The sequence below is a fragment of the Microbulbifer mixtoriginis (SeqCode) genome (assembly GCF_052468275.1).
Genome location: NZ_CP174341.1, coordinates 2,900,899 through 2,922,208 on the forward strand (window position 1 = coordinate 2,900,899; position 21,310 = coordinate 2,922,208).

Genomic DNA, 21,310 nt, shown 5'->3' on the forward strand with positions numbered 1-21,310 from the left:
TTCTGTTTAGGTTGTTAGGCTAAAATTCAACAAGAAAGCGTCCAATTCTCTGTTTGACAAATTCGAAAGTGTTTGCAAAGGATAAGAGCATTTTGAATTTTACTCTTTGCTGCCAATTTACTCCGGCTGTCATCGCACGGCCTTCTTCGGTGACTCGTATCGCTTCGGCGCCTTCTTTATGACGGAGGGAAGAATAACCCTCAACAGTTCCCTCGACAATTCTTCTAGCTAATTCTGCTGCGTCAGCGATACCTAAGTTCATGCCTCTCCCCCCTACCGGGGCATGGCAGTGTGCCGCGTCTCCAGCTAAGTGAATATTAGCTTTGGAGTAGGTTTCCGCCTGGCGAATCGAGATGCGAAAGGTGCCTTTTCGATGGAGCTTAATGACATCTATTGGTAAGGGCAAGGCTGCCAAGGCGTCTTCGTGGCTTGCTACGAGTCGATAGCGAATAGCTCCCATTGGCGCAACAACAACCACTATTCCAGGTGAGACTTGAACTAATGTTATTTTTCCCGGGTGTCGCCAATTTCTAACATCGACATCGGCGATTGACCAAAGTTGATTGAGATCAGTACCTGGGTATCTGATGTTAGATGATTCTCTAACAGCGCTTTTAATGCCATCGGCCCCTATAACTTTATCGAAATTTTCTTCTGATCCATCTGAAAATATAGAAAGAACGCTGTCTCCATTGTCCTTGAGATCGTTTAACTTTAAATTATATTTAATTGAGCCTCCCAGGTTTTTAAATACATCAACCATTATCGATTCGGTTCTATCTTGGGGTAATCCTAGAATTGTTGGAAAAAATGTACGCTCAGAATGGAGAGGCATTTCTAATACTAATGAGCTATTTCTATAAATTCGTAATCCATCCATTTCTACTCCTTCCTTTATTAGTCGTTCTGAAACTCCGGATGGTGAGAGTAGTTGGAGACTTTTTGGTGTTATGCCCACTGCTCGGCTTAATGTGGAGGCGCCTTCTCGCTTGTCAATAATAGTTGGAGTTATTCCACGTCTTGCTAATTCTATCGCGGCAGTTAAACCGGTGGGGCCAGCCCCAACAATTAATATCTTCAATTCATTAACTCCTGGCGTTTTAATTTACATTTGAGTGTAAGGATGCGTCTTGGTTGAGGGGTGGTAAATATAGTTTATTGGGGGGGTGATGTGCTTGCTATCTCTGGGTGGATAACTTGATGATTTTAAAAAAAATATATTACCTGGCATTCAATCGACATACCTTCCTGTAGCTTGGTCCAACAATAATAAAAGGATCAAATTTAAATGTTGAGGGGCGTTTCAGACTATTATCATTTATTTAGAGTGCTGTAGAAAATAGCATTGTTTTTTATTGTGAGTGCTATTGGTAGGGAGGGACTGCGAGTGAGCGATCTGAAGCTACAACTAAGAATGTAAAGAGTAGGTTTATGAACAAGCTAGTCGAATAAAATTTGGAGTATGGTGCCCCGAATATAAACTAGATGCTGCCTGTCTAGTAGTAGATCAAAGCTCTTCAATCCCTGAAGCGATCCTGTTGGTACAACAGCTATCCGACGTTGGGTGAAGTAATAAGAGGCAGAGTGTGGTGGAGAGACACCTACAAGTAAAGGGCATATCACCGAGCAACAAAAAATCAAGGGGTGAGGCAAGTTTAGTGTGGTGACATTAGCTATATCTGGGCTGTTCAAAGTCGGTGTTATCTAGCTGCCGTTATAGATTTACATGCTCGCCGTATCGTTGGGTGGGCCCTCTCAGGGGAAACAGATACAGCATTAACTATAATGGCACTGGAAATGGCCTGGAAGCAGCGAGGAAGGCCCGATGGAGTTATGTTCCAGTCGTATCAAGGCGAAACAAAATCATTACCTGATGACTTACTACAATTGGTAGGGTCCGTACCAACACAATGATGGAATACCGCCTGCGAAGTGGAAGAAAAACTTTTACTTACTGTCCGGAAATAGTAGACCACTACATAAGTGCTCTTTTAAGTCTGTCATCACTCTTTAGCACTACTCAATTTAGTCGCTGAGCTTGCGCCCCTAAATATTTCATGTGTTGTAATTTTTATTAAGGGCCCCCTCTATTACCAGTCTTGATTAAAAATCAACCAAGGTCTGATAGGTACTTGTGACAACTTTAGAATTGACCTCATGCGACTCATGTCGCATACTTGCGCCAGATGTAGCGGAAATGCGATTAGCGTCACGAGAAGATAATAAATGAGAGAAGCCAAACCCTCCCCCACAGAGCTTACTTTGCTAAAGGCACTCTGGAAGCAGAGTCCACTAAGTGCAAGAGAATTGCATGAAGAGGTGAAATCAGAACTCTGCTGGTCCTATTCATCCACCAGGAAAACGTTGGATAGAATGCGGGATAAGTCTTTTGTGATTCAGTCTGAAGTACACGGCATTCAAGTCTATAAGGCAGCTCTTGAAAAGGTCGAAACACTTGCACAATATGCCACAGACTTCGCCTCACGGGTTCTTGAGCTGGATGGTCCGCTTCCTATAGCTATGTTTGCTAACAGTAAATTAATGAATGACCAAGATCTGGAAGAGCTACAGGAAATGTTGAATACCTGGCCTGAAGCAGATTGAATCGGGGAGGCTGTGAGATTATATGCAGGAATTACTATCCTCGTTGTCATTCTTTACGCCCAATCTTTTTGTTACATCTATATTTTCCGTAATTTGGGCATGCTTCATTTATATAACTGTAAGAGCAATAACCTCTCTGGCCAGTTTTAAGTCTAGGCGTGTTACTAGCTGGCGTAGCTTTTGGGGGTGTGTTTTATGTGTGATTAGTCTGCCATTTTTTCTTGCGCAATTATTGGGTTTCTTTTCAACGGGCTTAGTGCCTGAATTTAGATATGATCTTACGCCTCCAGAGGCGGCTTTTAGTTATACAGTAATTGAAAGTGCTCAGCTGGAGAATAAAACACTAACTTTGAATTATATCGACATTCTAACGGGCTCCTGGATGATTTTGTATCTTGGCGGGGTATTACTAAGCCTGATAATAATGTTTAGAAGGCATAGTCGATTGGTTAAAATGCTGGATATTGCTAATGAGGTGGACCTTAAGCGACAAGTTGTCAGTAATCTGCTAACCAGTAAGCAGTCTGATTACCTGTCTAAAAAGAATGTAAAACTAATTGTTACAAAGGCTCAGTGCTCACCCTTCGTTTTTGGTTTGCTTAACTTGAGGCTCGTTTTGCCTGGTTATCTAATATCGATGGATGCCAAGGAAAGGCAATTAATTATGGAGCACGAATTAACCCATATAAGAAGGCGAGACCCCTTGCTTATTATGGTTGCCCATGTTTTGGTGAGTTTTTTATGGTTCATTCCATTTGTTAGGTGGGCTAAAGAGCAATTGTTATGGGCTATTGAGCTATCCTGCGACCGAGAAGTATTAAAATCCTCCGAAATAGGAAGTGGAAGAGTATATGCCCAGGCAATGCTGCGAACATTACAGCAGTGCTCTGGGCAAACCAGCTGTAAGGGTGTTGCTGCCTTTTCAGTATTTGAAGAGGCTAATCAGTTAACTTTTTTTAAAAAGAGAGTGGTGAATATCAGGGAGGCTGCTTGTGAAAGTTCTGAGCTTAATAGATTGGTTTCAGGGATCTTTAGGGGAGCACTTGTATTTTTTACCATATTTCTAATATTTTTTGGGGTTTTTGTAAATTCTAGCTTTTCAATCGCTAGCTCTAAAAAAGAAACATGGATAGCCCCGGTTGAAGGTGCACGTATAAGCAGTCAATTTGGAGGTTTAGAGGAGTTCAGAAGGAAACCTCACCTTGGTACGGATTTCGCAGCTCCGCTGGGTTCGCCAATAGTTTCTGTTGCTAGTGGAATTGTTGTTGTTTCAACTGATCAGTACAAACATAGAAATTACGGAAAGATAATTATTGTTGATCATGGAGATAATACACAGACACTTTACTCGCATTTAGATTCTCGGGAGGTGAGGGTTGGTGAAAATGTGAAAGCCGGACAAAAGATTGGAACAGTTGGTGTTACCGGGAAAGTAACAGGTCCTCATCTTCATTTTGAGTTGATTGAGCAAGGTGAAAGAGTTGATCCGGAACATTTGCTTGCATTGTGGTTTGGTTGAGATATGAAAAAGTGTCTAGTTGGAAATGCTGATTCTGAAAGAATATCGTTTTCTTTTGGCAGAATTACTCTTAAATTGATTTATATTCTAATGATGGTACTGCTATACCCAAAGGTACTTCAGGCAAAGTCATTTGATCAGAAAGAGAGTATCTTTAAGCTTAATGAAGATGTTCTGTCTATATTTTATTTGGCAAAAACGGATAGGTTCTATTTGAGGGTGGAAAATACTCAAATTGATGAGTCTGAAATGGGTGGTGTACCCCTTATTACCAATAAATATGACCGAATAAAGTCCGTATCGCTTGCTAAAAATCAGGGTTTGTTATCCTTGCTTATTGAAAACTCCGTTGGTAATAAAGATGCATATAGAGTCATACAGCTTTTATCTGAGCACTTTGATGTCAATGCAATACCAGTGGGGAAGGTTTTTCAATTAACTTTTGATGAGCAATCACAGTTTCAAAGTATTGGGGTGAAATTGGCATTTGCTGAGAGTCTAGAGATTAAGAAATCTAGTCAAAAATTCATCGTTTTCAAGAAGAAAAACCCAACTACTTTGCAAAAACATTATGTTGAAGGTGAGATTGCAGGTAGCTTATATAAGTCTGGTCTACAGCTTGGTCTGAATAATGCGATACTGACTAAGCTGAATGAAATTTTAAGTTACGAGATAGATTTTCAGCGTGAGATTCGTTCAGGTGATCGCTTTTCCATCTTTTATAGTACTTTGCGGGATGATATAGAGGGTGATGAAGTTTTCAATGCAATACATGTTGCTAAGATTTCTCTAGAAAGTGATTCCGTTTCCCTTTATCGCTATCAAGATCGTGAGTCAGGCGTTGTTGATTACTTGGACCCTAGTGGAAAAAGCTCAAGAAGCTTCCTTATGAAGACTCCATTAAAGAATGCACGTCTATCATCATATTACGGCAGACGTAAACATCCAGTATTGGGGTATACAAGAATGCATAATGGCCTTGACTTTGGTGCTCCATCAGGTACACCAATACTTGCCGCTGGAGATGGCACTATAGAAAGGGCCTCTTACTTTGGTAGCTTTGGAAATTATATTCGCATTGCCCACAAATCGGGCATTCAAACTATTTATGCGCACCTTAAAGGTTATGCCAAGGGTATCAAGGCCGGTATGAAAGTGAAGCAAGGGCAGGTGATAGGTTATCTCGGGGCTACAGGTAGGGTTAAGGGGCGGCATTTACATTATGAAATTCATAAAAATGGTAAAGCAATAGATCCACTTAGATTAGATCTTCCTACTTCTGATCGTTTAACAGGAAAAAGTTTGGAACGTTTTTATGAATTTGTTGAGGCGGTAGATGAAACCTTAAGGGTCTACAAGGCACTTAAAAGCTGAAAAATTATTTATTTGTTTGAGCTAGGGGCCCAGTATAAATGATAGAGCATTTTTTCTATCTTATGTGGGTGGCAGAGCTTGAGCTTAGCTGTACTGCATGTTTGGTTCCGATAGTGATCGTTTATTAATAATGAGAGTAGGAAAGCAGAGGCCTGAAATTTACCTTTGAGTGAGATAATTGTCTCGGTTGGATATAAAAATCTAAACTCCTTACTTGTTGCCAAGTAATTTTTTATTTTCACTTCTATGCCGCATGTCTCTCATATACCTGTGGTAATTGATGCTTTTATGATCTGATTGCTATTTGGGTAGGCAAAGGTTTTTAGGGTGCAAAAGTAAACTCTGAGGAGTAGAGTGTGTATAAGTTAATATATATTGTAGTCGTGTTATTCCTATGTTTCGTCAATGCGCTGGCTGAAGAGCTTGTTACTCCCAAGCCTGGAGGTTTTGAGCTAGATAATTCTGAGGTTTTTACAATTCATTCAAAAATATTAGGGCGAACATATGATTTATACATTAAAACGCCTGCTGGGTATTATGATGATTCTCAGAGTGATCGAACTTATCCCACCCTTTATCTAAATGATGGCCCTTATACTTTCAAAGTCGCTGCAGGTGTGACACATCTGAAAAGTATGAATAAGGCGATTGTAATCGGTATCTCTTTTGCGCAAGGGGAGCTGGGACAGTTTAGTCGAGTGCGGGATCTTACCCCGGTGGTTGATAAAAGTTGGAGGCGCTACAAGACCGGCGGTGCTCCAGAATATCTTAGGTTTATTGAGGGAGAGGTTATCCCGTTTGTAGAGAAAAATTATCGTGCAAATCCTGTAAAAAGAATTTTGGCTGGCCAGTCTTTAGGCGGGTCATTTGGTGCCTGGGTATTGTTTAATAAGCCGGATCTGTTTTCCAGTTATATTCTCACTAGTCCATCGCTTTGGTATAAAAATGAAATGATTTTTGATATTGAGGAGGCGTATTCAAAAAGGAATAAATCATTAAGTGCAAATATTTACCTTGCAACTGGTGCTCTCGAGACTCAAGAAAACGGGAGGATGAATCATGACATGGTGGGCGGTCACAAGGCCTTTGTTGGGCGTTTGCGTTCACGAAATTATCAGGGTATGTCTCTCAATGATGAGGTGGTAAGCGGGGCTGATCACTATTCAACCTTTCCAATTGGCTTGGCAAAAGGTTTAAGGTGGCTTTATCAGGATCAGTGGAAGATGCACTAATGCATCACGACATTGAATTTAGGTAAGCTCTTTGATCATCTGCTCATAGTAAATAGGTGAAACCTAAGTAGTGGAGGGTACCTTGGTGTGTATATGAAGCTAGTCTTTTTATAGCATTTCGGTATACCAAATCTTAGGTGTACCTATGACTTCAGCCTCTTTTCGGGAGTCATGTAACTCGTTACTGTTCACGAATGCTTCAGCTTTCTCCTTGGAGGTGAATTCATGAATCACGGTCACATTATTGGGGCTGCCTATTTCTTGATACACTGATGTATTTGTACTGCCCATTCGCTTTAAAATTGGCATGAAGTCCATAAGGACTCCCTGCCATTTATCAAAATCTTTCACTGAGGCCTGCATAAAGAGGTAAACCATTAGATATTCCTCAAGCAGTGGTTATTAGGGGGCGTCTGGACTAACTATAGCATCGAACACTTCTCTTCGATGTGGTCAGTTAGAGGCCCGGCAAAAGAGAACAGAACTCGCCTAACTCTTCGCCGGGTTATAGATGCAGGTGCCTTGATAAAGAATTTATCTTATAGCCAGATATTAGTTCATCACTCCAAGCTTACAGCCCTTGTTTTTGATCTTGACCCATTTGCTCATAAAGTTAACTGGTGATGTGTAGGCTTCATAGATTACCGCTTGTCCCCAGGGAGTTACTGCACCTTGCATAGGTTTTGAATAGGAGAAGGCCCCCATTACCCAGGCACTCTTGGTAACGCAGTCTCCACTTGTGGGAAAGCTGGAGGTAAGAGTTGGGTTGTGGTTATAAACAAGATTGGTAGCGTTCAAGAGCTGTTGGGCTCTATTTACAACAGTTGCTACTTCGGTATTTGTAGCAGGGTGTACATAGATAGTGATGTCATTTGCTGAGCTTGGGTAGAACATAACATCATTTACAGTCCCATGGGTTTCACCAGTGGCAGAGTTTTGTGCCCAGGTTTGCCAGCTGCTGTCGCAGACTTCGTCCCAGCTCTGCAATCCGTTGGCGTCCACAACAAATGGTGATACATGTCCACCGCCTATGGTCTTCTTAAAATTACTAAATGACGTTAGGGTTTTACCTGCTTGTATCATTACACCTATACAACGCATATTGGCTTGAGGTACTCCCAGAGCGGTGCTCAGATCGGCGAGCATGTCATTGCAACTGGTAGCAGTAGTGCGGCTCCGGACTTGATTGGGCATAGCGTATTCTCCTTCAATATAGGGGGTTGTTTCTATTGGGTTCTTTTTAAGGTTGTTTTTTAAGGCAAAACGAATTGATGTTGATTTAAATCCGTAGTTATTTTCAAAAGGAATGTTTAAGTGACCACTTCTTTAGCATTACTTACAATTAAGGTAAATTAAAAGAGAGTGGATTAAATAAAATCTTCTGGGAAAAGCCTTTTTTAATTTTTGCCTACAATATTATTTAGTAAGTCTGTAGGCAATAAAGACCTTCGATTGTTATTGGTTTGCTTGTTTGTGTCTAATAGCACTAAATGGCTTTATCGGCTCTTTTGAAAAGAGTTATTGCTTTCAGAGACATTTCTTTCAGAAGTTCGATAAAACGTGTTACTGTCATATTTCTTTCAGGGGAAATGTAATATTGCCCAGGGCCTTGTTCAGAAATTCTTAGGCCGTTTGGAGGGGTTGTTCCAGCAGGGAAGCGACAGACCCATCCGATGAGCGTTGATTGATTAATGCTCTCTTGGTCGAAGATTCTTATTCCTTTTCCGTTTGCAATAACGATGCTGATATTATTTAGAGAGGTAGTATCCAGATTAGATATCAGCATATTGACATCCTCCTCTCTGGAATAACCAAATTTTGGTAAGGAATTGGAGTCAATATAGATTTCTCTGAGGGACATCTCTTTCTCCCTTTTAAAACCAATTTGGCCATTGGTTAATAGCTGTTGATAGTTGCTAATTCAGAAGTTGTTTATCTTCTCTGCTTTTTTGAAAGCAGAAGTGTTTTTTTTAATTTTTTTGCTTCTTGACTTGAATCATAACTGTGGCTTGGTGTTTGGCGCAACAAGTACGATTGTTTAACTGTTATATTTTATAAAATTCGATAATTGGCGAGTGTAAAGTTCACACTAGTTCACATTTTGTCGCCTTTTGTAACTCCGGGGGAGTTCAACTCGCAAGTTAATCAAAAATTCCAGTTTATGAGGATAATGGCTTTAATAGAGGCGTTATTGGAGAAGGTTCTCTTGGGGTTGGGGTTGGAGTTCTGGGTGGCGAGGAGGCTTAGTTTGTTATAACTCATTGTGCTGACATTTTGCGATGCTCGTTTTAAAACGAGATTTTACTGGTTGCTTAAAAATATGTTCTAGATAGGCTTGAAAAGCTTTAGAGTTAAATAATTAGTATTGATTTTTAGATTGTATCTGTTTCATCCCTTAGCGTGCGTCGTGCAGCCTTTAAAACATTAGAGCGAATAACTAATATGGATAAGAAGAAAACGCCGGAGAAAAAAAATCATCTAGCAGGCATTGACCGAAGAACTTTTACCAAGCGCGCCCTTCAAATGGGCTTGGCAGCAGGTGCTGTTGCTTCTGGGTTTGGCTCTGCATTTTCGGGTAGTTCAAATCAGTTTTATGATGTTTATGATTACGTAATTGTTGGTTCTGGTGCGGGAGGGGGGCCATTAGCGGCAAACCTGGCAAAGGCGGGCTTTTCGGTATTGGTGCTTGAGGCGGGGGCCAATGACCCTAGTGATGACATACATAATATTCCCGCTTGGCACCCTTTTGCGTCAGAAGACCGCAAGCTGAGCTGGGATTTCTTTATTAAGCATTACGCGGATTTTAATCAACAACAGCTGGATGATAAGTATATTCCAGGTAAAGGTGTTTTATATCCGCGGGCTAGTACTATAGGGGGCTGTACGACACACCATGCGCTGATTACTGTCTATCCCCACAACAATGACTTTGACCGTATTGCTCAAGCGACAGGAGATAGTTCTTGGGGCAGCAGCAATATGCGGCGATATTTTGAGCGGCTTGAGCGATGCCAATATGTTTCCCGTCCAATATTTTCGAATCCCTCTCGCCATGGTTTTGATGGATGGCTTCCTACTAATAGAGGTAATCCGGCTTTGCTGTTGGAAGACCCGGCAATATTAAAAATCGTCAAGGCAGCATTGGCGAAATACGGACTGGAGGGAGCCCTTGAACAGATTATTTCTGGAAACCTACGCTTAGATATCAATCACTGGGATGTGGCCTCAGGAGAGGAGGGGCCTTTTATTGCCCCGATGGCTGCAGATAGCAGAAGTCGTCGCAAGAGCGTACGAGAGCACCTTTTGGATACCCAGAGTCGCTATCCAAACCTGTTACATATTCGCACCAATGCGCTGGCAACAAGGGTGATGTTTGAAGGTAAAACGGCTATTGGGGTGGAGTTTATGGAGGGGGCGAATCTCTATAAGGCTGACCCTTATCACGATGATGCCGGCTCCATTGGTACTATGCGGCAGGTGAGGGCGAGTAGGGAGGTGATTCTTTCGGGAGGGGCATTCAATAGTCCTCAGCTGCTGAAATTATCCGGAGTGGGTCCAAGCCAAGAGCTTTTTCAGCACGGAATTGATCAGATAGTTGACTTGCCGGGTGTAGGTGAAAACCTGCAGGATCGTTACGAAGTCGGCATTGTTAGTGAGATGACCGAGGATTTGGCCCTTCTCAAGGATTGTACCTGGGGCGAGCAGGGTGACCCCTGTCTGAATCGATATCGCTACGGCTGGCTGAATAAAGGCCCCTACAGTGGCAATGGTCCAGTACTGTCTTTGGTGAAGCGCTCCCACCCCGACCTACCAGATCCTGATTTGTTTATTTTTGGAGCGCCCTCTGATTTCCACGGTTATTACCCCGGTTATTCTCAGGCGCTAAGGGACTACAAAGATCGCTTCTCCTGGATCGTACTTAAAGGTCATACTAATAATACGGCTGGGCGGGTAACTTTGCGCTCTGCCAATCCGCAGGACACCCCAGAGATTAATTTTCACTATTTTGATGAGGGTAGTGGTGATTATGAAAAAGACTTACAGGCGGTAGTCGAGGGTGTAAAAATATCCCGGGATATTATGTCGGCCCCTATCGTTGGCCAGCAGGTAGCCAGGGAGTTATTGCCCGGTGGAGATGTGCAGACCGATGAGCAAATCGGTCAGTTTGTTAAAAATCAGGCATGGGGTCACCACGCTTCCTGTTCCAATAAAATGGGGCCAGCCAGTGATCCAATGGCAGTAGTGGATAGTAAATTCCGGGTACATGGCACTAATAATTTACGAGTGGTGGATGCTTCGGTATTTCCTCGTATTCCGGGCTTCTTTATCGTGGTGCCGGTGTATATGATTAGTGAAAAAGCTAGCGATGATATTATTGCGGCGGCAGCGGGCCAGATTGCCTGATAGGGCCTTACTAAACCCAGGTTGAAAAAGAAAAAGCCCCGCAGAGCGGGGCTTTTTAATTAGAACGAGATGTTCTTTGGTGTGCGCGGGAAGGGGATAACATCGCGGATGTTTCCCATGCCAGTTACGTAAGACACGATGCGATCGAAGCCCAGACCAAAGCCTGCGTGAGGCACTGTGCCGTAGCGGCGCAGGTCGCGATACCAGTCGAGGTGATCTTTGGGGATGTTCATTTCATCCATGCGTTCGTCGAGCTTCTCAAGGCGTTCTTCACGCTGGGCACCGCCGATAATTTCACCGATACCCGGTGCCAGTACATCCATGGCGGCTACAGTTTTACCGTCATCGTTCATACGCATATAGAAGGCTTTGATATCCTTCGGATAGTTCAGAACAATCACTGGCTTCTTGAAGTGTTTCTCAGCCAGGTAGCGTTCGTGCTCAGAGGCCAAGTCTATACCCCAAGAGACGGGGAATTCGAACTTCTCTTTACAGTTTTCCAGGATTTCGATGGCATCGGAGTAGTTGATGCGAGCGAAATCATTCTCGATGATGTTCTCCAGGCGGCTGATGGCCTCTTTATCGATGCGCTGGGCGAAGAAGGCCATATCGTCGGCACGTTCTTCCAGTACGGCTTTGAAGATGTACTTCAGCATTTGCTCAGATAGATCAGCGATATCGGCCAGATCGGCAAAAGCCACTTCCGGCTCTACCATCCAGAACTCGGCTAGGTGGCGAGTGGTGTTGGAGTTCTCCGCACGGAAGGTGGGGCCAAAGGTGTAAACCTTGGATAGGGCCAGACAGTAGCTCTCAACATTCAGCTGGCCAGATACGGTAAGGAAGCTCTCCTCGCCAAAAAAGTCCTTGCTGTAATCGATAGCGCCCTGCTCGTTGCGTGGCAGGTTTTCCATATCCAGAGTGCTGACCCGGAACATTTCGCCGGCGCCTTCACAGTCAGAGGCGGTGAGAATGGGCGTGTGTACGTAGTTAAAGCCGTTCTCGTGGTAGAAGCGATGAATCGCCTGAGCGATACAGTTGCGAACTCGAGCCACCGCGCCGCTGACATTAGTACGGACGCGTAGATGCGCGTGTTCGCGCAGGTGCTCCATGGTGTGGCGTTTGGGGGACATTGGGTAGGTGTCCGGGTCTTCTACCCAGCCGACCACTTGAACTTCAGAAGCTAACAACTCGATCGATTGGCCCTTGCCTTCTGAAGGCTTGACGGTTCCAACAATATCCACTGCACAGCCTGTGGTCAGGCGCTGTACTTCAGACTGGTAATTGTGCAGATGATTCTCGGCAATGACCTGAATAGGGTCAAAGCAGCTGCCGTCGTGTACTGCCAGGAAAGAAAGACCGGCTTTGGAGTCGCGACGGGTTCTGATCCAGCCCTGTACGCGAACTTCTTCGCCCTCACGGCCGGTGGATTTTAATAGGCTATCTACGGATTCGACTTTTACTGTCATTTTCTATCGGTTTCTCGCTAGTCCTGAAGGTGGTGTTCTGCCGACTTGCCTAAAAGCTGACCACGCCACCAAGGTGAAGTTACGGCGGGCATATTGACCTGTTGCTGAGGGGAAATCCAGTCCCTTGGCAATTTGGAAGCTTGCCGGGAGAGCGGGCCTATTTGGGTGGCGCCATTGAAAAGCATCAGGATTGTGTGGGTAAAGTACTTGGCGGCTTGCGGGAAGGAGGGAGTGGGGCCTGGATTCGATACCTGCCCCAAAATCGCACGGGCCTAGCCGCGCGGCTTCTTCACCGTGTGCAGTACTGTGTCTCGCTCAAAGAAGACATAGAAGTCGTTGTATTCCCAGCGGGTGATAGCGGGCTCGCCGACGGGGCCCATAATACTGAGGGGCTCACCAAGGCGCGTGCTGATATCGTTTTTCTTCATGCCGCGAGCTTCACCAAAGGACAGCTCTGCGCCCTGGGAGCCCACAGGAATCTCCAGGGTTTTTGCCTGGGCGCCAAATGCCAAAAGAAGTGCCACGGTACCAGCGATCTGGGCCACTCCGTTGCGATTTCTGCTGAACATTTATTGTTCTCCGATTTAGGTGTTCGAATACGCCGGGCCATTAAAACAGAAAAAATGCCAAAACACTTGAACTTCTTCACGTTTTTATACCGAAGAAGGCGCCTTGTAGGGGAAAAAGGTCCGGGGAAGGAGAGTATGTGTGTGCTAGGCTGACCATTGGGCTTAGTCCTGTGGGCGGGCATGGATGCGACTCTCAAAAACCTTCTCAGTTCTGGGGCTATTGCTTGGCGCTATTCTCTTTGCTCTCTCTCTTACGCCCTCTCTGATTCCACGCACTGCCCTCATGCAAGGTGTTCTCGCCGGAACCTCCTTTACTTTTGGCTATGTGATCGGCTTGTTTATGCACTGGCTGTGGAATTACTTTGAGCTTCCCGACATTCCTCTCAGTCCTGGGGTGCGCAGAGTGCTTAAACGCTTAGCGCTGGTTGCCTGCATATGCCTGATCATTATTTTTCTTTGGCAGGGGGCGCACTGGCAGAACTCGGTGCGGGCCTTGATGGGTATGCAGCCGGTTACCGGGATCGGGCCCTTTACCGTGGGGTCCGTGGCCCTGCTGGTCTTTCTCTCATTCTGGGTGATGGGTAAAGGGTTTCGCCGAGTCATTCATGCTGTTACCAAGTATCTATCCGTGCATATTCCTGAAAGGGTGGCTTTGCTCATTGGGTTGCTGGTGGCAGTGGCACTTTACTGGGGCATTCTAAATGGGGTGCTCCTGAAGGTAGGGGTGCATATTGTCTCGGTCATTTGGGAAAAACATGATCAGGCAATTGCAGAAGGGCTGAAGGCACCTGAGGACCCCAACAAGGTTGGCGGTGCGGACTCTCTATTAACTTGGAAAAGTGTCGGGCATCAGGGGCGTCGCTTTTTAACCCTTGGCCCCTCTGTGGAGGATATCCGTGAGGTTGCCGGGTTAGGCAAAGAGCCGATAAGGGTCTTTGTGGGTTTGCGGGCTGCAGAAACTCCATTGCAAAGAGCCTTCCTGGCACTTGCTGAACTAAAGCGCCTCAATGCATTCGATAGAGAGATATTGCTAATTGCGACACCCACTGGCGAAGGCTGGTTAGATCCTGGGGCTATAAACTCCCTGGAATTTCTTTATCGAGGGGATGTGGCTACCGTTGCTACCCAATACTCCTTTTTGCCAAGCCCAATTGCATTATTAACAGATAATCAATATGGGCTGGATTCCGCCAGGGCTTTGTTTAAGGTGATCTACGAATACTGGGAGGAACTGCCCGTTGAAACTCGCCCAAGGCTGTACCTCTTTGGCTTGAGTCTCGGTGCTCAGTTATCAGAAGCCTCCTTTGATTTTTATGACATTATTGATGATCCTATCGATGGCGTACTCTGGGCAGGGCCGCCATTTGGCACAGGCATCTGGCGCATCATCACGGATAGTCGCGACCCCGGAACCCCAGCCTGGTTACCGCAGTTTAAGGGGGGAGAGGTTGTTCGTTTTGGTAATCAATATGGCGGTTATTTAGGGCAGGAACCCTGGGGAAGCTTTCGAATCGCCTTTTTGCAGCACGCCAGTGATCCAATAGTCTTTTTTGATCTGCGTTGGATGTTTCAAATGCCGGATTGGTTGGAGCGCCCACGAGGGCCGGATGTCTCTCCAGACCTCTACTGGTTTCCTATAGTGACCATGCTGCAACTACTGGCAGACCTAAACTTGGGGATTGCGCCACTGGGGTTCGGGCACCGCTATGCACCTGAAGGGTATGTCCTCGCTTGGATGGCGTTAACCGAGCCGCCCGACTGGAGTGACGAGGAGTTAAAGCGCCTACGGGAAAAGCTCAGAACTTATCCAGTGCGTTGAGTGCGGCCTGCCGTAAGAAGGTACTCTTTCAAGATCAAAAACATTTCTGGCTGTTTATTGGGTTACATGGGGCTGTTCAGTGAGAAGTTGGCGCAAGCCATTTTGATCTGGGGCTCAAGCTTATCGGCGGCATGAATGCAAAAATTAACCGCTTTCTCAATTTCAGGTTTACTGTTGGGCGCGATATGCTTCGCTCTGAGCCTCACTCCTTCTCTGATTCCTCGCAATGCCTATGTGCAGGGTATTCTTTCCGGTTTTTCATTCACCGTTGGGTATTCACTGTCTGTGCTGGTCCGCTATGTTTGGAAGTATTTGGGCGTTCCCGATATCCCGCTAGACCATCGGCAGCGACAAATATTGAGAGGGCTGATAATTATTTTGGGTGTCAGCCTTATTTTAGTTTTTCTTAGGCAGGGGACGGAGTGGCAGAATTCAGTGCGATCATTGATGGGCATGCCGGCAATTTCTGGCGTCGCCCCAATTACGATTGGTGTTGTTGCGCTCTGCGTATTCCTGCTCTTTAGATGGGCAGGCAAAGGCTTTCTCAGGGTGGTTTTGCGCGTATCTGCCCGTTTAGAAAAGACCATCCCTCCAAGGGTGGCAGCCCTTACTGGGCTGCTTGTCGCGTTGTTGCTTTATTGGAGTGTGTTGAATGGAGTGTTGTTGCAGTCGGGCCTCTATGCAGTCTCACTTATCTATGAAAAGCTGGATCTGATTGTTGTTGCGAACTTGCCGCCTCCGCAAGATCCCAGCAAGTCAGGTGGAGCGAACTCGCTACTTGCCTGGGATAGGTTGGGACATGAGGGGCGCCGATTTTTGTCTCTTGGGCCATCTGCGGAGGATATTCGGGAGGTTGCAGGGGAGGGCATGGACCCCATTCGAGTTTATGTGGGAGTGCACTCAGCAGACACGCCACAGCAGCGTGCACTATTGGCACTTGAAGAGTTGAAGCGCGTAAAGGCGTTTGAGCGAGAAATTTTGCTGATTGCAACCCCGGTTGGGGATGGCTGGATCGACCCAGGGGCAGTGAATTCTCTTGAATTTCTGTACCGAGGGGATGTAGCTACAGTGGCCGTACAGTACTCGTATTTACCGGGCCCCATCGTATTGTTTACAGATGCTCAGTCGATCAGAACATCCGCTCGCATACTGTTCAAGGTGATTTACGATTACTGGGAGGAGCTACCGGTAAACACTCGCCCCAAACTTTATCTATACGGGCTAAGTTTAGGAGCCAAGCTCTCTGAAGACTCCTTTCAGTTCTACGATGTGATTGATAGCCCCATTAATGGTGCTCTTTGGGCTGGTCCTCCGTTTAGTATGCGGTCCTGGAGAATGATTACCGATAATCGTGATCCCGGCACCCCCGCTTGGCTCCCCCAGTTTAAAGGGGGAGAGGTGGTGCGCTTTGGAAATCAGTACGGTGGTTATTTGGGGCAGAAGCCCTGGGGTAGATTCCGTATCGCCTTCCTGCAGCATGCTAGTGATCCGATTGTCTTTTTTGACTTTCGCTGGGCGTTTCGCAGACCTGACTGGCTGGAGCGCCCCAGAGGGCCCGATGTGTCTCCGGACCTTCGCTGGTTCCCTGTTGTCACTATGTTGCAGCTGTTAGCGGACTTTAATGTAGGGGTCACACCACGGGATTTCGGACACCGCTATTCGGCAGCAGGATACACGCTCGCCTGGATTGCCCTGACCGAGCCTCCGGATTGGAGCGAGGCAGAGCTGCAGCGCCTGCGGGCTAAGCTAAAAATTTTTCCCAAGCGCTGAAGTTGTCTAAATCCTTGGATTTCTTGACTATTTTCCGTTTAAATCGGCTCTATGTTAAAACCTGTCCCCCTTTTTATTGGCCTGAGATATGTGGCTGCCCGCCGCAGGCAGCAGTTCATTTCCTTTATTAATGGCTTCTCCCTGATTGGCATGGCGTTAGGCGTTCTTGCCTTGATCGTCGTGACTTCTGTGATGAACGGCTTCGATCGTGAGCTGAAAACACGAATATTGAGCGTGGTTCCCCACGGTTTCATCGAGCGCGAAGGCGGCTTGCGAGAGTGGCAGGGCGTGGCTCAGAAGCTTGAACAGCAGCCCCATGTGGAGGCGGTGAGTCCCTTTGTAAAAGGGTTTGCCCTGTTGAGCGCCTACGGCGATAGCCACGGGGTCGAGTTCCAAGGTGTAGATCCCAAGGCCCTACGCGATGTCTCTGAAGTTGGCGAGCATATGGTGATGGGCAGCCTGGATGAGTTACAGCCCCGCAGTTACCAAATAGTGCTCGGCCGTATTCTCGCCCAGCAGCTCAATGTGCTGCCCGGCGAGTCCGTCACTCTGACCCTGCCCGAGGTGGCGGTAACTCCCGCTGGTATCTTCCCACGCACCAAACGCTTTACCGTCGCCGGAGTTTTCTCGGTAGGCGCTCAGGTGGACCAAAATGTGGCACTGATGAACGTAGAGGATGCAGCCCGATTAATGCGCATGTCCGGCAGGGTGCAGGGATTACAGCTGCGTTTTGACGATATGGATAATGCTCTCGGTAGGGTTGAGCCCTACGCCGCGGCCCTCGGAGAGGGTTTTAGTGGTGAGGATTGGAGCCATTCCCAGGGAAGCCTGTTTCAGGCGGTGAAGATGGAGAAGACGGTGGTCACTTTAATGTTGATGATCATCGTAGCTGTAGCGGCTTTTAATATTGTCTCGGCCCTGGTGCTGATGGTGGCGGACAAGCGCTCCGATATCGCCGTGCTCAGAACCCTTGGGCTCACTTCACGCCAAATAATGGCAGTGTTCGTTGTCCAGGGCAGTGCGATCGGGCTGATAGGCGCATTTACTGGCGCCTTGCTGGGTATCCTAATCGCGCTCAATCTCACCGAGATGGTGAGCTGGATGGAAAACCTTTTGGGCGCCAAGATTTTTGATCCGCGGGTATTTTTCGTGAGCTATTTGCCATCGGAGTTTCGTGTTGGCGATGCAGTGGTAGTCTTATCCGCCGCTATCTGTATGAGTTTATTAGCGACACTGCTGCCCGCATGGCGGGCGGCCCAAATCGAGCCAGCGGAAGCTTTGCGTTACGAATAATTGTTAAATAAATCATATAGATATGATCAGTACCTAAAGTAATTTCTCAGAATTTGGAAGCGGCAAATATTGATGAATAGTCGAGTGGAAATAGACACTGAGAAGGCGAGGCCGGCAACGGCTCCCGGTGATGCTGTCCTGGCCTGCCGCCAGTTGCGCAAGAGCTATCGCCAGGGCGGCAGAGATCTTGAGGTTCTGCGTGGTGTGGAGTTGCAAGTAGAGCGGGGTGAGAAGCTGGCCATCGTGGGGGCCTCGGGCTCCGGCAAATCCACCTTGCTCAACTTACTCGGCGGGTTGGACACGCCGAGTAGTGGAGAGGTTTGGGTGGCCGGCCAGAACCTGGCGACACTCAATGCCAATGAGCGCGGCTGGTTGCGTAATAGCAGTCTCGGTTTTGTTTACCAGTTTCACCACCTGCTCAATGAATTCAGTGCCCTGGAAAATGTGGCAATGCCACTGCTGATCGGTAAGCACAGCGTGGCCAATGCACGGACCGAGGCCAAATCCATGCTGGAAGCGGTAGGCCTGGGTGAGAGGGTTGATCATAAGCCTTCGCAGCTCTCCGGGGGAGAACGCCAGCGTGTAGCGATTGCGAGGGCGCTGGTGACTCGCCCTGCCTGTGTGCTGATGGATGAGCCCACCGGCAACCTGGATAGAACCACGGCAGGGGAGATTCACAAATTGATGGACCGGCTCAATCAGGAGATGGGTATCAGCTTTGTGATTGTCACCCATGACCCAGACCTTGCCGCAGCCCTGGATCGCTGCTTGCACCTAGTGGATGGCGAGCTTCTCAGTGATTGGCACCAAGGTGATCATGTTTAAGCCACTCCCAGCCTTTATCGGCCTGCGCTATGCCGGAGCCCAGCGCCGCAGCGATGACTCCGTAGGCTTGGTGTCATTTATTTCCGGCCTGTCGATGATTGGTTTGATTCTCGGCGTTGCCTTGATGATCGTGGTGATGTCGGTAATGAATGGCTTCGATCGCGAGCTGCGTGAGCGTATTCTCGGCATCATGCCCCACGCGACTATCTATAACGCCACTGTGGCGGTGGATTGGCCTGCTCTGCGCGATCAGCTGGCGGCGGATGCTGAGGTGGAGTCCGCGGCGGAAGTTTGGCAGGTGAACGCACTGGCTCGTCGTGGCAGCGAGGTTACACCACTGCTGGTGCAGGGGGTAAATCCGGACACCATCGTCAATGTATCGAATATCAATGATTTCCTCAGTTCCAATGCTTTTCCAGCCATGCTCGATGATTCCGAGCCGGGTGTAATTCTCGGGCGCGGAATCGCAGAAAAACTGGGAGTGGAGCAGGGCGATTACCTGTCTTTGATAGTGCCCAATAACGATGCGGCCTCGGGTAGCCGCCGCGCCGCTCGTGTGGCCGGTTTCAAGGTGGCGGAGGTCTTTCATTCTGGGACAGTTCTGGATCAATCGTTGGCCCTGGTTTCCTGGGAGCAGGCCCAGGGCCTGGCTGGCCAAAAGGGTGGCGCAGGTATCCAGTTACGTATGACCGAAATGCTGGAAGCCAACTGGATTATGCGGCGGCTGTTGAAAGACCTGCCTCGCGATGGCTATTACGGAACTGATTGGAGTCGCACCCACGGTAATCTCTACCAGGCGATCCAGATGTCCCGCAATCTGGTGGGGTTGCTGGTGCTGCTGATCATTGCCATTGCCGCTTTTAATGTGGTCTCGACTTTGGTGATGGTGGTAATCGACAAGCACTCGGATATCGCCATTCTGCGCACAATGGGCGCTAGCACACGGCAGATTCTCCTCACCTTTGTCAGTCAGGGGGCGTTAGTGGGATTAGTTGGCGCACTCGTTGGCGGTGTATTGGGGGTCCTCACTTCACTGGCGGTCACCGACCTGGTGGCGGGCCTTGAATCCACATTAGGCATTCAGTTCCTTAAGTCCGATGTGTACCCGGTGGATTATCTGCCATCAGAACTATCTTGGGCAGATGTGGCTTTAGTAGTTGGTGCGGGCTTCCTGCTCAGTCTGCTGGCCACGCTCTATCCTGCGTTCCAGGCCAGTCGTGTGCAGCCTGCCGCGGCGCTGCGAAACGAATAGGCGGTTTTGATTGGTGCCGAGCAAGGCTTTCCATGTTTTGCGCAAACTGCTGCCGCTACCGGCGGCACTTACTGCCTGGGTCCTCGTTCTTGTGGCGAGCCTGAAATTTGAAAGCTGGCGGGTAATGACCTTCTGCCCGGATGGTATGCGCGAAGGATCTGTGTGCTATGCCGCAGGTTGGCAGGTCTTACCTCTATGGTTGATCTGCCTGGGCGCTATGATCTCTGCCTTGGTGGTGGTTTGGGTGGTGGCCTTAACCGCCGCAGGAAGTCGGGTTAAGGCTGCATCCATATCTTTTTTGCTAGGGACTTTTGTAGCCCTGGCATTGGGGGCTGTCACCGATCATGCCCTGCCAGCATTGCTGGCCATAGCAGCAGGCGCTGCGGTTTTGGGTTGGGTCGACAAGTGCTTTGGAAGTGAGGCTAGCTGCTGACCGCAGAGCGGCGCTCAATACGCAGCTTCCAGCGTTTTACTACATGCCAGCGCCACAGGGCGCGCATAGAAAAATAGGCAACAGTGGCAAAGAAAACCCCCGCCAGGACTGAGCCAAAAAACAGCGGCATCCAGATTTTCCCTACTTCTTCCGTCAACCACTCCCAAGAGAGCTCGATATCAAAGTCCACCGGGGGCGTGCCCAGAATCCATGCGCCCAGTTTATAGGTGCTGTAGAAGATTGCCGGCATAGTCACCGGATTGCTGATCCATACCAGAATAATCGATAGCGGAAGATTGCAGCGCAGCCATAAAGCGAGCAGTGCGGCAATAATCATCTGCCCTGGCAATGGCAGGAAGCTGGTGAACACGCCAACGGCAAAGGCGACTGAAACTGAGTGTCGGTTCAGGTGAAATAGGTTGGGATCGTGGAGAAGAGTCCCCAGAAACTTGAGCCCATTCTTGGCTCGGATTTCTTCGGGGCTTGGCAGCCATCGCCTGATAATACTCTTCGGCATAACTCTATCTGAAACCTGGGTGCTGGCAGCCTTGTTAATGAGTGCTGTACCGGGGTTTGGAAAATTCGTTCGTCGGGATTTTTTCCCTACCCCAGATAAGCATAGAGCGCCCAGGGTGGTAGGGCATGCCGTATCTGGCGCGGGCGCTATTATGCCCACTTAGTGATGGCAAAACTACTACCGTGATAGAAGTCATTTTACGCCATTAATTGTCAACAATTAGTCATGCGGAT

At 47.6% G+C, this 21,310-nt stretch carries 18 protein-coding genes and 1 pseudogene; 12 read left to right on the forward strand and 7 right to left on the reverse strand.

Annotated elements, in window-relative coordinates; translation table 11 throughout:
- Positions 1-19: 19 nt before the first annotated feature.
- Complete coding sequence (locus ACJJIC_RS12665; protein ID WP_445357084.1) at positions 20-1,081, reverse strand: FAD-dependent oxidoreductase; 1,062 nt, start codon at positions 1,079-1,081, stop codon at positions 20-22.
- Between the two features lie 578 nt (positions 1,082-1,659).
- On the opposite strand from ACJJIC_RS12665, the pseudogene ACJJIC_RS12670 reads away from it, so the two are divergent.
- The 5 genes and pseudogenes from ACJJIC_RS12670 to ACJJIC_RS12690 all read left to right on the forward strand — a co-directional run.
- Positions 1,660-1,854 (forward strand): annotated as a pseudogene (locus ACJJIC_RS12670) (DDE-type integrase/transposase/recombinase); the annotation flags it as partial.
- Positions 1,855-2,226: 372 nt separating this feature from the next.
- A complete protein-coding gene (locus ACJJIC_RS12675; protein WP_445357085.1) occupies positions 2,227-2,604 on the forward strand; it encodes a BlaI/MecI/CopY family transcriptional regulator in 378 nt (125 codons plus the stop codon).
- A 22-nt stretch (positions 2,605-2,626) separates the two neighbouring features.
- Positions 2,627-4,123 (forward strand): peptidoglycan DD-metalloendopeptidase family protein, encoded by a 1,497-nt coding sequence (locus ACJJIC_RS12680; RefSeq protein WP_445357086.1) that lies wholly within the window; start codon positions 2,627-2,629, stop codon positions 4,121-4,123.
- A 3-nt stretch (positions 4,124-4,126) separates the two neighbouring features.
- Positions 4,127-5,497, forward strand: a complete 1,371-nt coding sequence (locus tag ACJJIC_RS12685) for a M23 family metallopeptidase (protein ID WP_445357087.1) — start codon at positions 4,127-4,129, stop codon at positions 5,495-5,497.
- A gap of 356 nt (positions 5,498-5,853) precedes the next feature.
- The gene (locus ACJJIC_RS12690) at positions 5,854-6,729 is read left to right on the forward strand and encodes an alpha/beta hydrolase (protein ID WP_445357088.1); all 876 of its coding nucleotides are present in this window, start codon (positions 5,854-5,856) and stop codon (positions 6,727-6,729) included.
- Between the two features lie 108 nt (positions 6,730-6,837).
- On the opposite strand, the gene ACJJIC_RS12695 is transcribed toward ACJJIC_RS12690, so the two are convergent.
- From ACJJIC_RS12695 to ACJJIC_RS12705, 3 genes are all read right to left on the reverse strand, one after another.
- Positions 6,838-7,107 carry a hypothetical protein gene (locus ACJJIC_RS12695; protein ID WP_445357089.1) on the reverse strand — a complete coding sequence of 90 codons (270 nt, stop codon included), beginning with the start codon at positions 7,105-7,107 and terminating at the stop codon, positions 6,838-6,840.
- 174 nt (positions 7,108-7,281) lie between these two features.
- On the reverse strand, positions 7,282-7,923 hold the full coding sequence (locus tag ACJJIC_RS12700; RefSeq protein ID WP_252085765.1) for a hypothetical protein: 642 nt from the start codon (positions 7,921-7,923) through the stop codon (positions 7,282-7,284).
- A gap of 292 nt (positions 7,924-8,215) precedes the next feature.
- Positions 8,216-8,590, reverse strand: a complete 375-nt coding sequence (locus ACJJIC_RS12705) for a hypothetical protein (protein ID WP_445357090.1) — start codon at positions 8,588-8,590, stop codon at positions 8,216-8,218.
- 581 nt (positions 8,591-9,171) lie between these two features.
- On the opposite strand from ACJJIC_RS12705, the gene ACJJIC_RS12710 reads away from it, so the two are divergent.
- On the forward strand, positions 9,172-11,133 hold the full coding sequence (locus ACJJIC_RS12710; RefSeq protein ID WP_445357091.1) for a GMC family oxidoreductase: 1,962 nt from the start codon (positions 9,172-9,174) through the stop codon (positions 11,131-11,133).
- A gap of 59 nt (positions 11,134-11,192) precedes the next feature.
- Here ACJJIC_RS12710 and asnS read toward each other — a convergent pair whose 3' ends face one another.
- Entirely contained in the window at positions 11,193-12,599 is a 1,407-nt protein-coding gene (asnS, locus tag ACJJIC_RS12715) for an asparagine--tRNA ligase (protein WP_252085768.1), read from the reverse strand.
- 272 nt (positions 12,600-12,871) lie between these two features.
- On the reverse strand, positions 12,872-13,168 hold the full coding sequence (locus tag ACJJIC_RS12720; protein ID WP_252085769.1) for a hypothetical protein: 297 nt from the start codon (positions 13,166-13,168) through the stop codon (positions 12,872-12,874).
- A gap of 184 nt (positions 13,169-13,352) precedes the next feature.
- Here ACJJIC_RS12720 and ACJJIC_RS12725 point away from each other — a divergent pair, with 184 nt between their 5' ends.
- The 6 genes from ACJJIC_RS12725 to ACJJIC_RS12750 all read left to right on the forward strand — a co-directional run bounded on the left by ACJJIC_RS12725 (position 13,353) and on the right by ACJJIC_RS12750 (position 20,560).
- Complete coding sequence (locus ACJJIC_RS12725; protein WP_445357092.1) at positions 13,353-14,987, forward strand: alpha/beta hydrolase; 1,635 nt, start codon at positions 13,353-13,355, stop codon at positions 14,985-14,987.
- A gap of 135 nt (positions 14,988-15,122) precedes the next feature.
- Positions 15,123-16,757 carry an alpha/beta hydrolase gene (locus ACJJIC_RS12730; protein ID WP_445357093.1) on the forward strand — a complete coding sequence of 545 codons (1,635 nt, stop codon included), beginning with the start codon at positions 15,123-15,125 and terminating at the stop codon, positions 16,755-16,757.
- A 51-nt stretch (positions 16,758-16,808) separates the two neighbouring features.
- Complete coding sequence (locus tag ACJJIC_RS12735; RefSeq protein ID WP_445357094.1) at positions 16,809-18,050, forward strand: lipoprotein-releasing ABC transporter permease subunit; 1,242 nt, start codon at positions 16,809-16,811, stop codon at positions 18,048-18,050.
- 72 nt (positions 18,051-18,122) lie between these two features.
- Entirely contained in the window at positions 18,123-18,875 is a 753-nt protein-coding gene (lolD, locus tag ACJJIC_RS12740) for a lipoprotein-releasing ABC transporter ATP-binding protein LolD (protein WP_444886076.1), read from the forward strand.
- On the forward strand, positions 18,868-20,127 hold the full coding sequence (locus ACJJIC_RS12745) for a lipoprotein-releasing ABC transporter permease subunit (RefSeq protein WP_445357095.1): 1,260 nt from the start codon (positions 18,868-18,870) through the stop codon (positions 20,125-20,127). Before lolD ends, ACJJIC_RS12745 begins: the two co-directional genes overlap by 8 nt.
- 10 nt (positions 20,128-20,137) lie before the next feature.
- A complete protein-coding gene (locus ACJJIC_RS12750) occupies positions 20,138-20,560 on the forward strand; it encodes a hypothetical protein (protein WP_445357096.1) in 423 nt (140 codons plus the stop codon).
- On the opposite strand, the gene ACJJIC_RS12755 is transcribed toward ACJJIC_RS12750, so the two are convergent.
- Positions 20,550-21,077, reverse strand: coding sequence for a DUF2062 domain-containing protein (locus tag ACJJIC_RS12755; RefSeq protein ID WP_444885079.1), 528 nt, complete (start codon positions 21,075-21,077; stop codon positions 20,550-20,552). The genes ACJJIC_RS12750 and ACJJIC_RS12755 overlap by 11 nt on opposite strands.
- Positions 21,078-21,310: the final 233 nt, after the last annotated feature.

Bases quoted from the DNA above. Each gene is read 5' to 3' on its own strand.
- ACJJIC_RS12725 (WP_445357092.1), top strand. From the start codon at position 13,353: ATGCGACTCTCAAAAACCTTCTCAGTTCTGGGGCTATTGCTTGGCGCT.
- ACJJIC_RS12720 (WP_252085769.1), bottom strand. From the start codon at position 13,168: ATGTTCAGCAGAAATCGCAACGGAGTGGCCCAGATCGCTGGTACCGTG.
- asnS (WP_252085768.1), bottom strand. From the start codon at position 12,599: ATGACAGTAAAAGTCGAATCCGTAGATAGCCTATTAAAATCCACCGGC.
- ACJJIC_RS12695 (WP_445357089.1), bottom strand. From the start codon at position 7,107: ATGGTTTACCTCTTTATGCAGGCCTCAGTGAAAGATTTTGATAAATGG.
- ACJJIC_RS12700 (WP_252085765.1), bottom strand. From the start codon at position 7,923: ATGCCCAATCAAGTCCGGAGCCGCACTACTGCTACCAGTTGCAATGAC.
- ACJJIC_RS12735 (WP_445357094.1), top strand. From the start codon at position 16,809: ATGTTAAAACCTGTCCCCCTTTTTATTGGCCTGAGATATGTGGCTGCC.
- ACJJIC_RS12745 (WP_445357095.1), top strand. From the start codon at position 18,868: ATGTTTAAGCCACTCCCAGCCTTTATCGGCCTGCGCTATGCCGGAGCC.
- lolD (WP_444886076.1), top strand. From the start codon at position 18,123: ATGAATAGTCGAGTGGAAATAGACACTGAGAAGGCGAGGCCGGCAACG.
- ACJJIC_RS12680 (WP_445357086.1), top strand. From the start codon at position 2,627: ATGCAGGAATTACTATCCTCGTTGTCATTCTTTACGCCCAATCTTTTT.
- ACJJIC_RS12685 (WP_445357087.1), top strand. From the start codon at position 4,127: ATGAAAAAGTGTCTAGTTGGAAATGCTGATTCTGAAAGAATATCGTTT.
- ACJJIC_RS12730 (WP_445357093.1), top strand. From the start codon at position 15,123: ATGCAAAAATTAACCGCTTTCTCAATTTCAGGTTTACTGTTGGGCGCG.
- ACJJIC_RS12710 (WP_445357091.1), top strand. From the start codon at position 9,172: ATGGATAAGAAGAAAACGCCGGAGAAAAAAAATCATCTAGCAGGCATT.
- ACJJIC_RS12675 (WP_445357085.1), top strand. From the start codon at position 2,227: ATGAGAGAAGCCAAACCCTCCCCCACAGAGCTTACTTTGCTAAAGGCA.
- ACJJIC_RS12755 (WP_444885079.1), bottom strand. From the start codon at position 21,077: ATGCCGAAGAGTATTATCAGGCGATGGCTGCCAAGCCCCGAAGAAATC.
- ACJJIC_RS12705 (WP_445357090.1), bottom strand. From the start codon at position 8,590: ATGTCCCTCAGAGAAATCTATATTGACTCCAATTCCTTACCAAAATTT.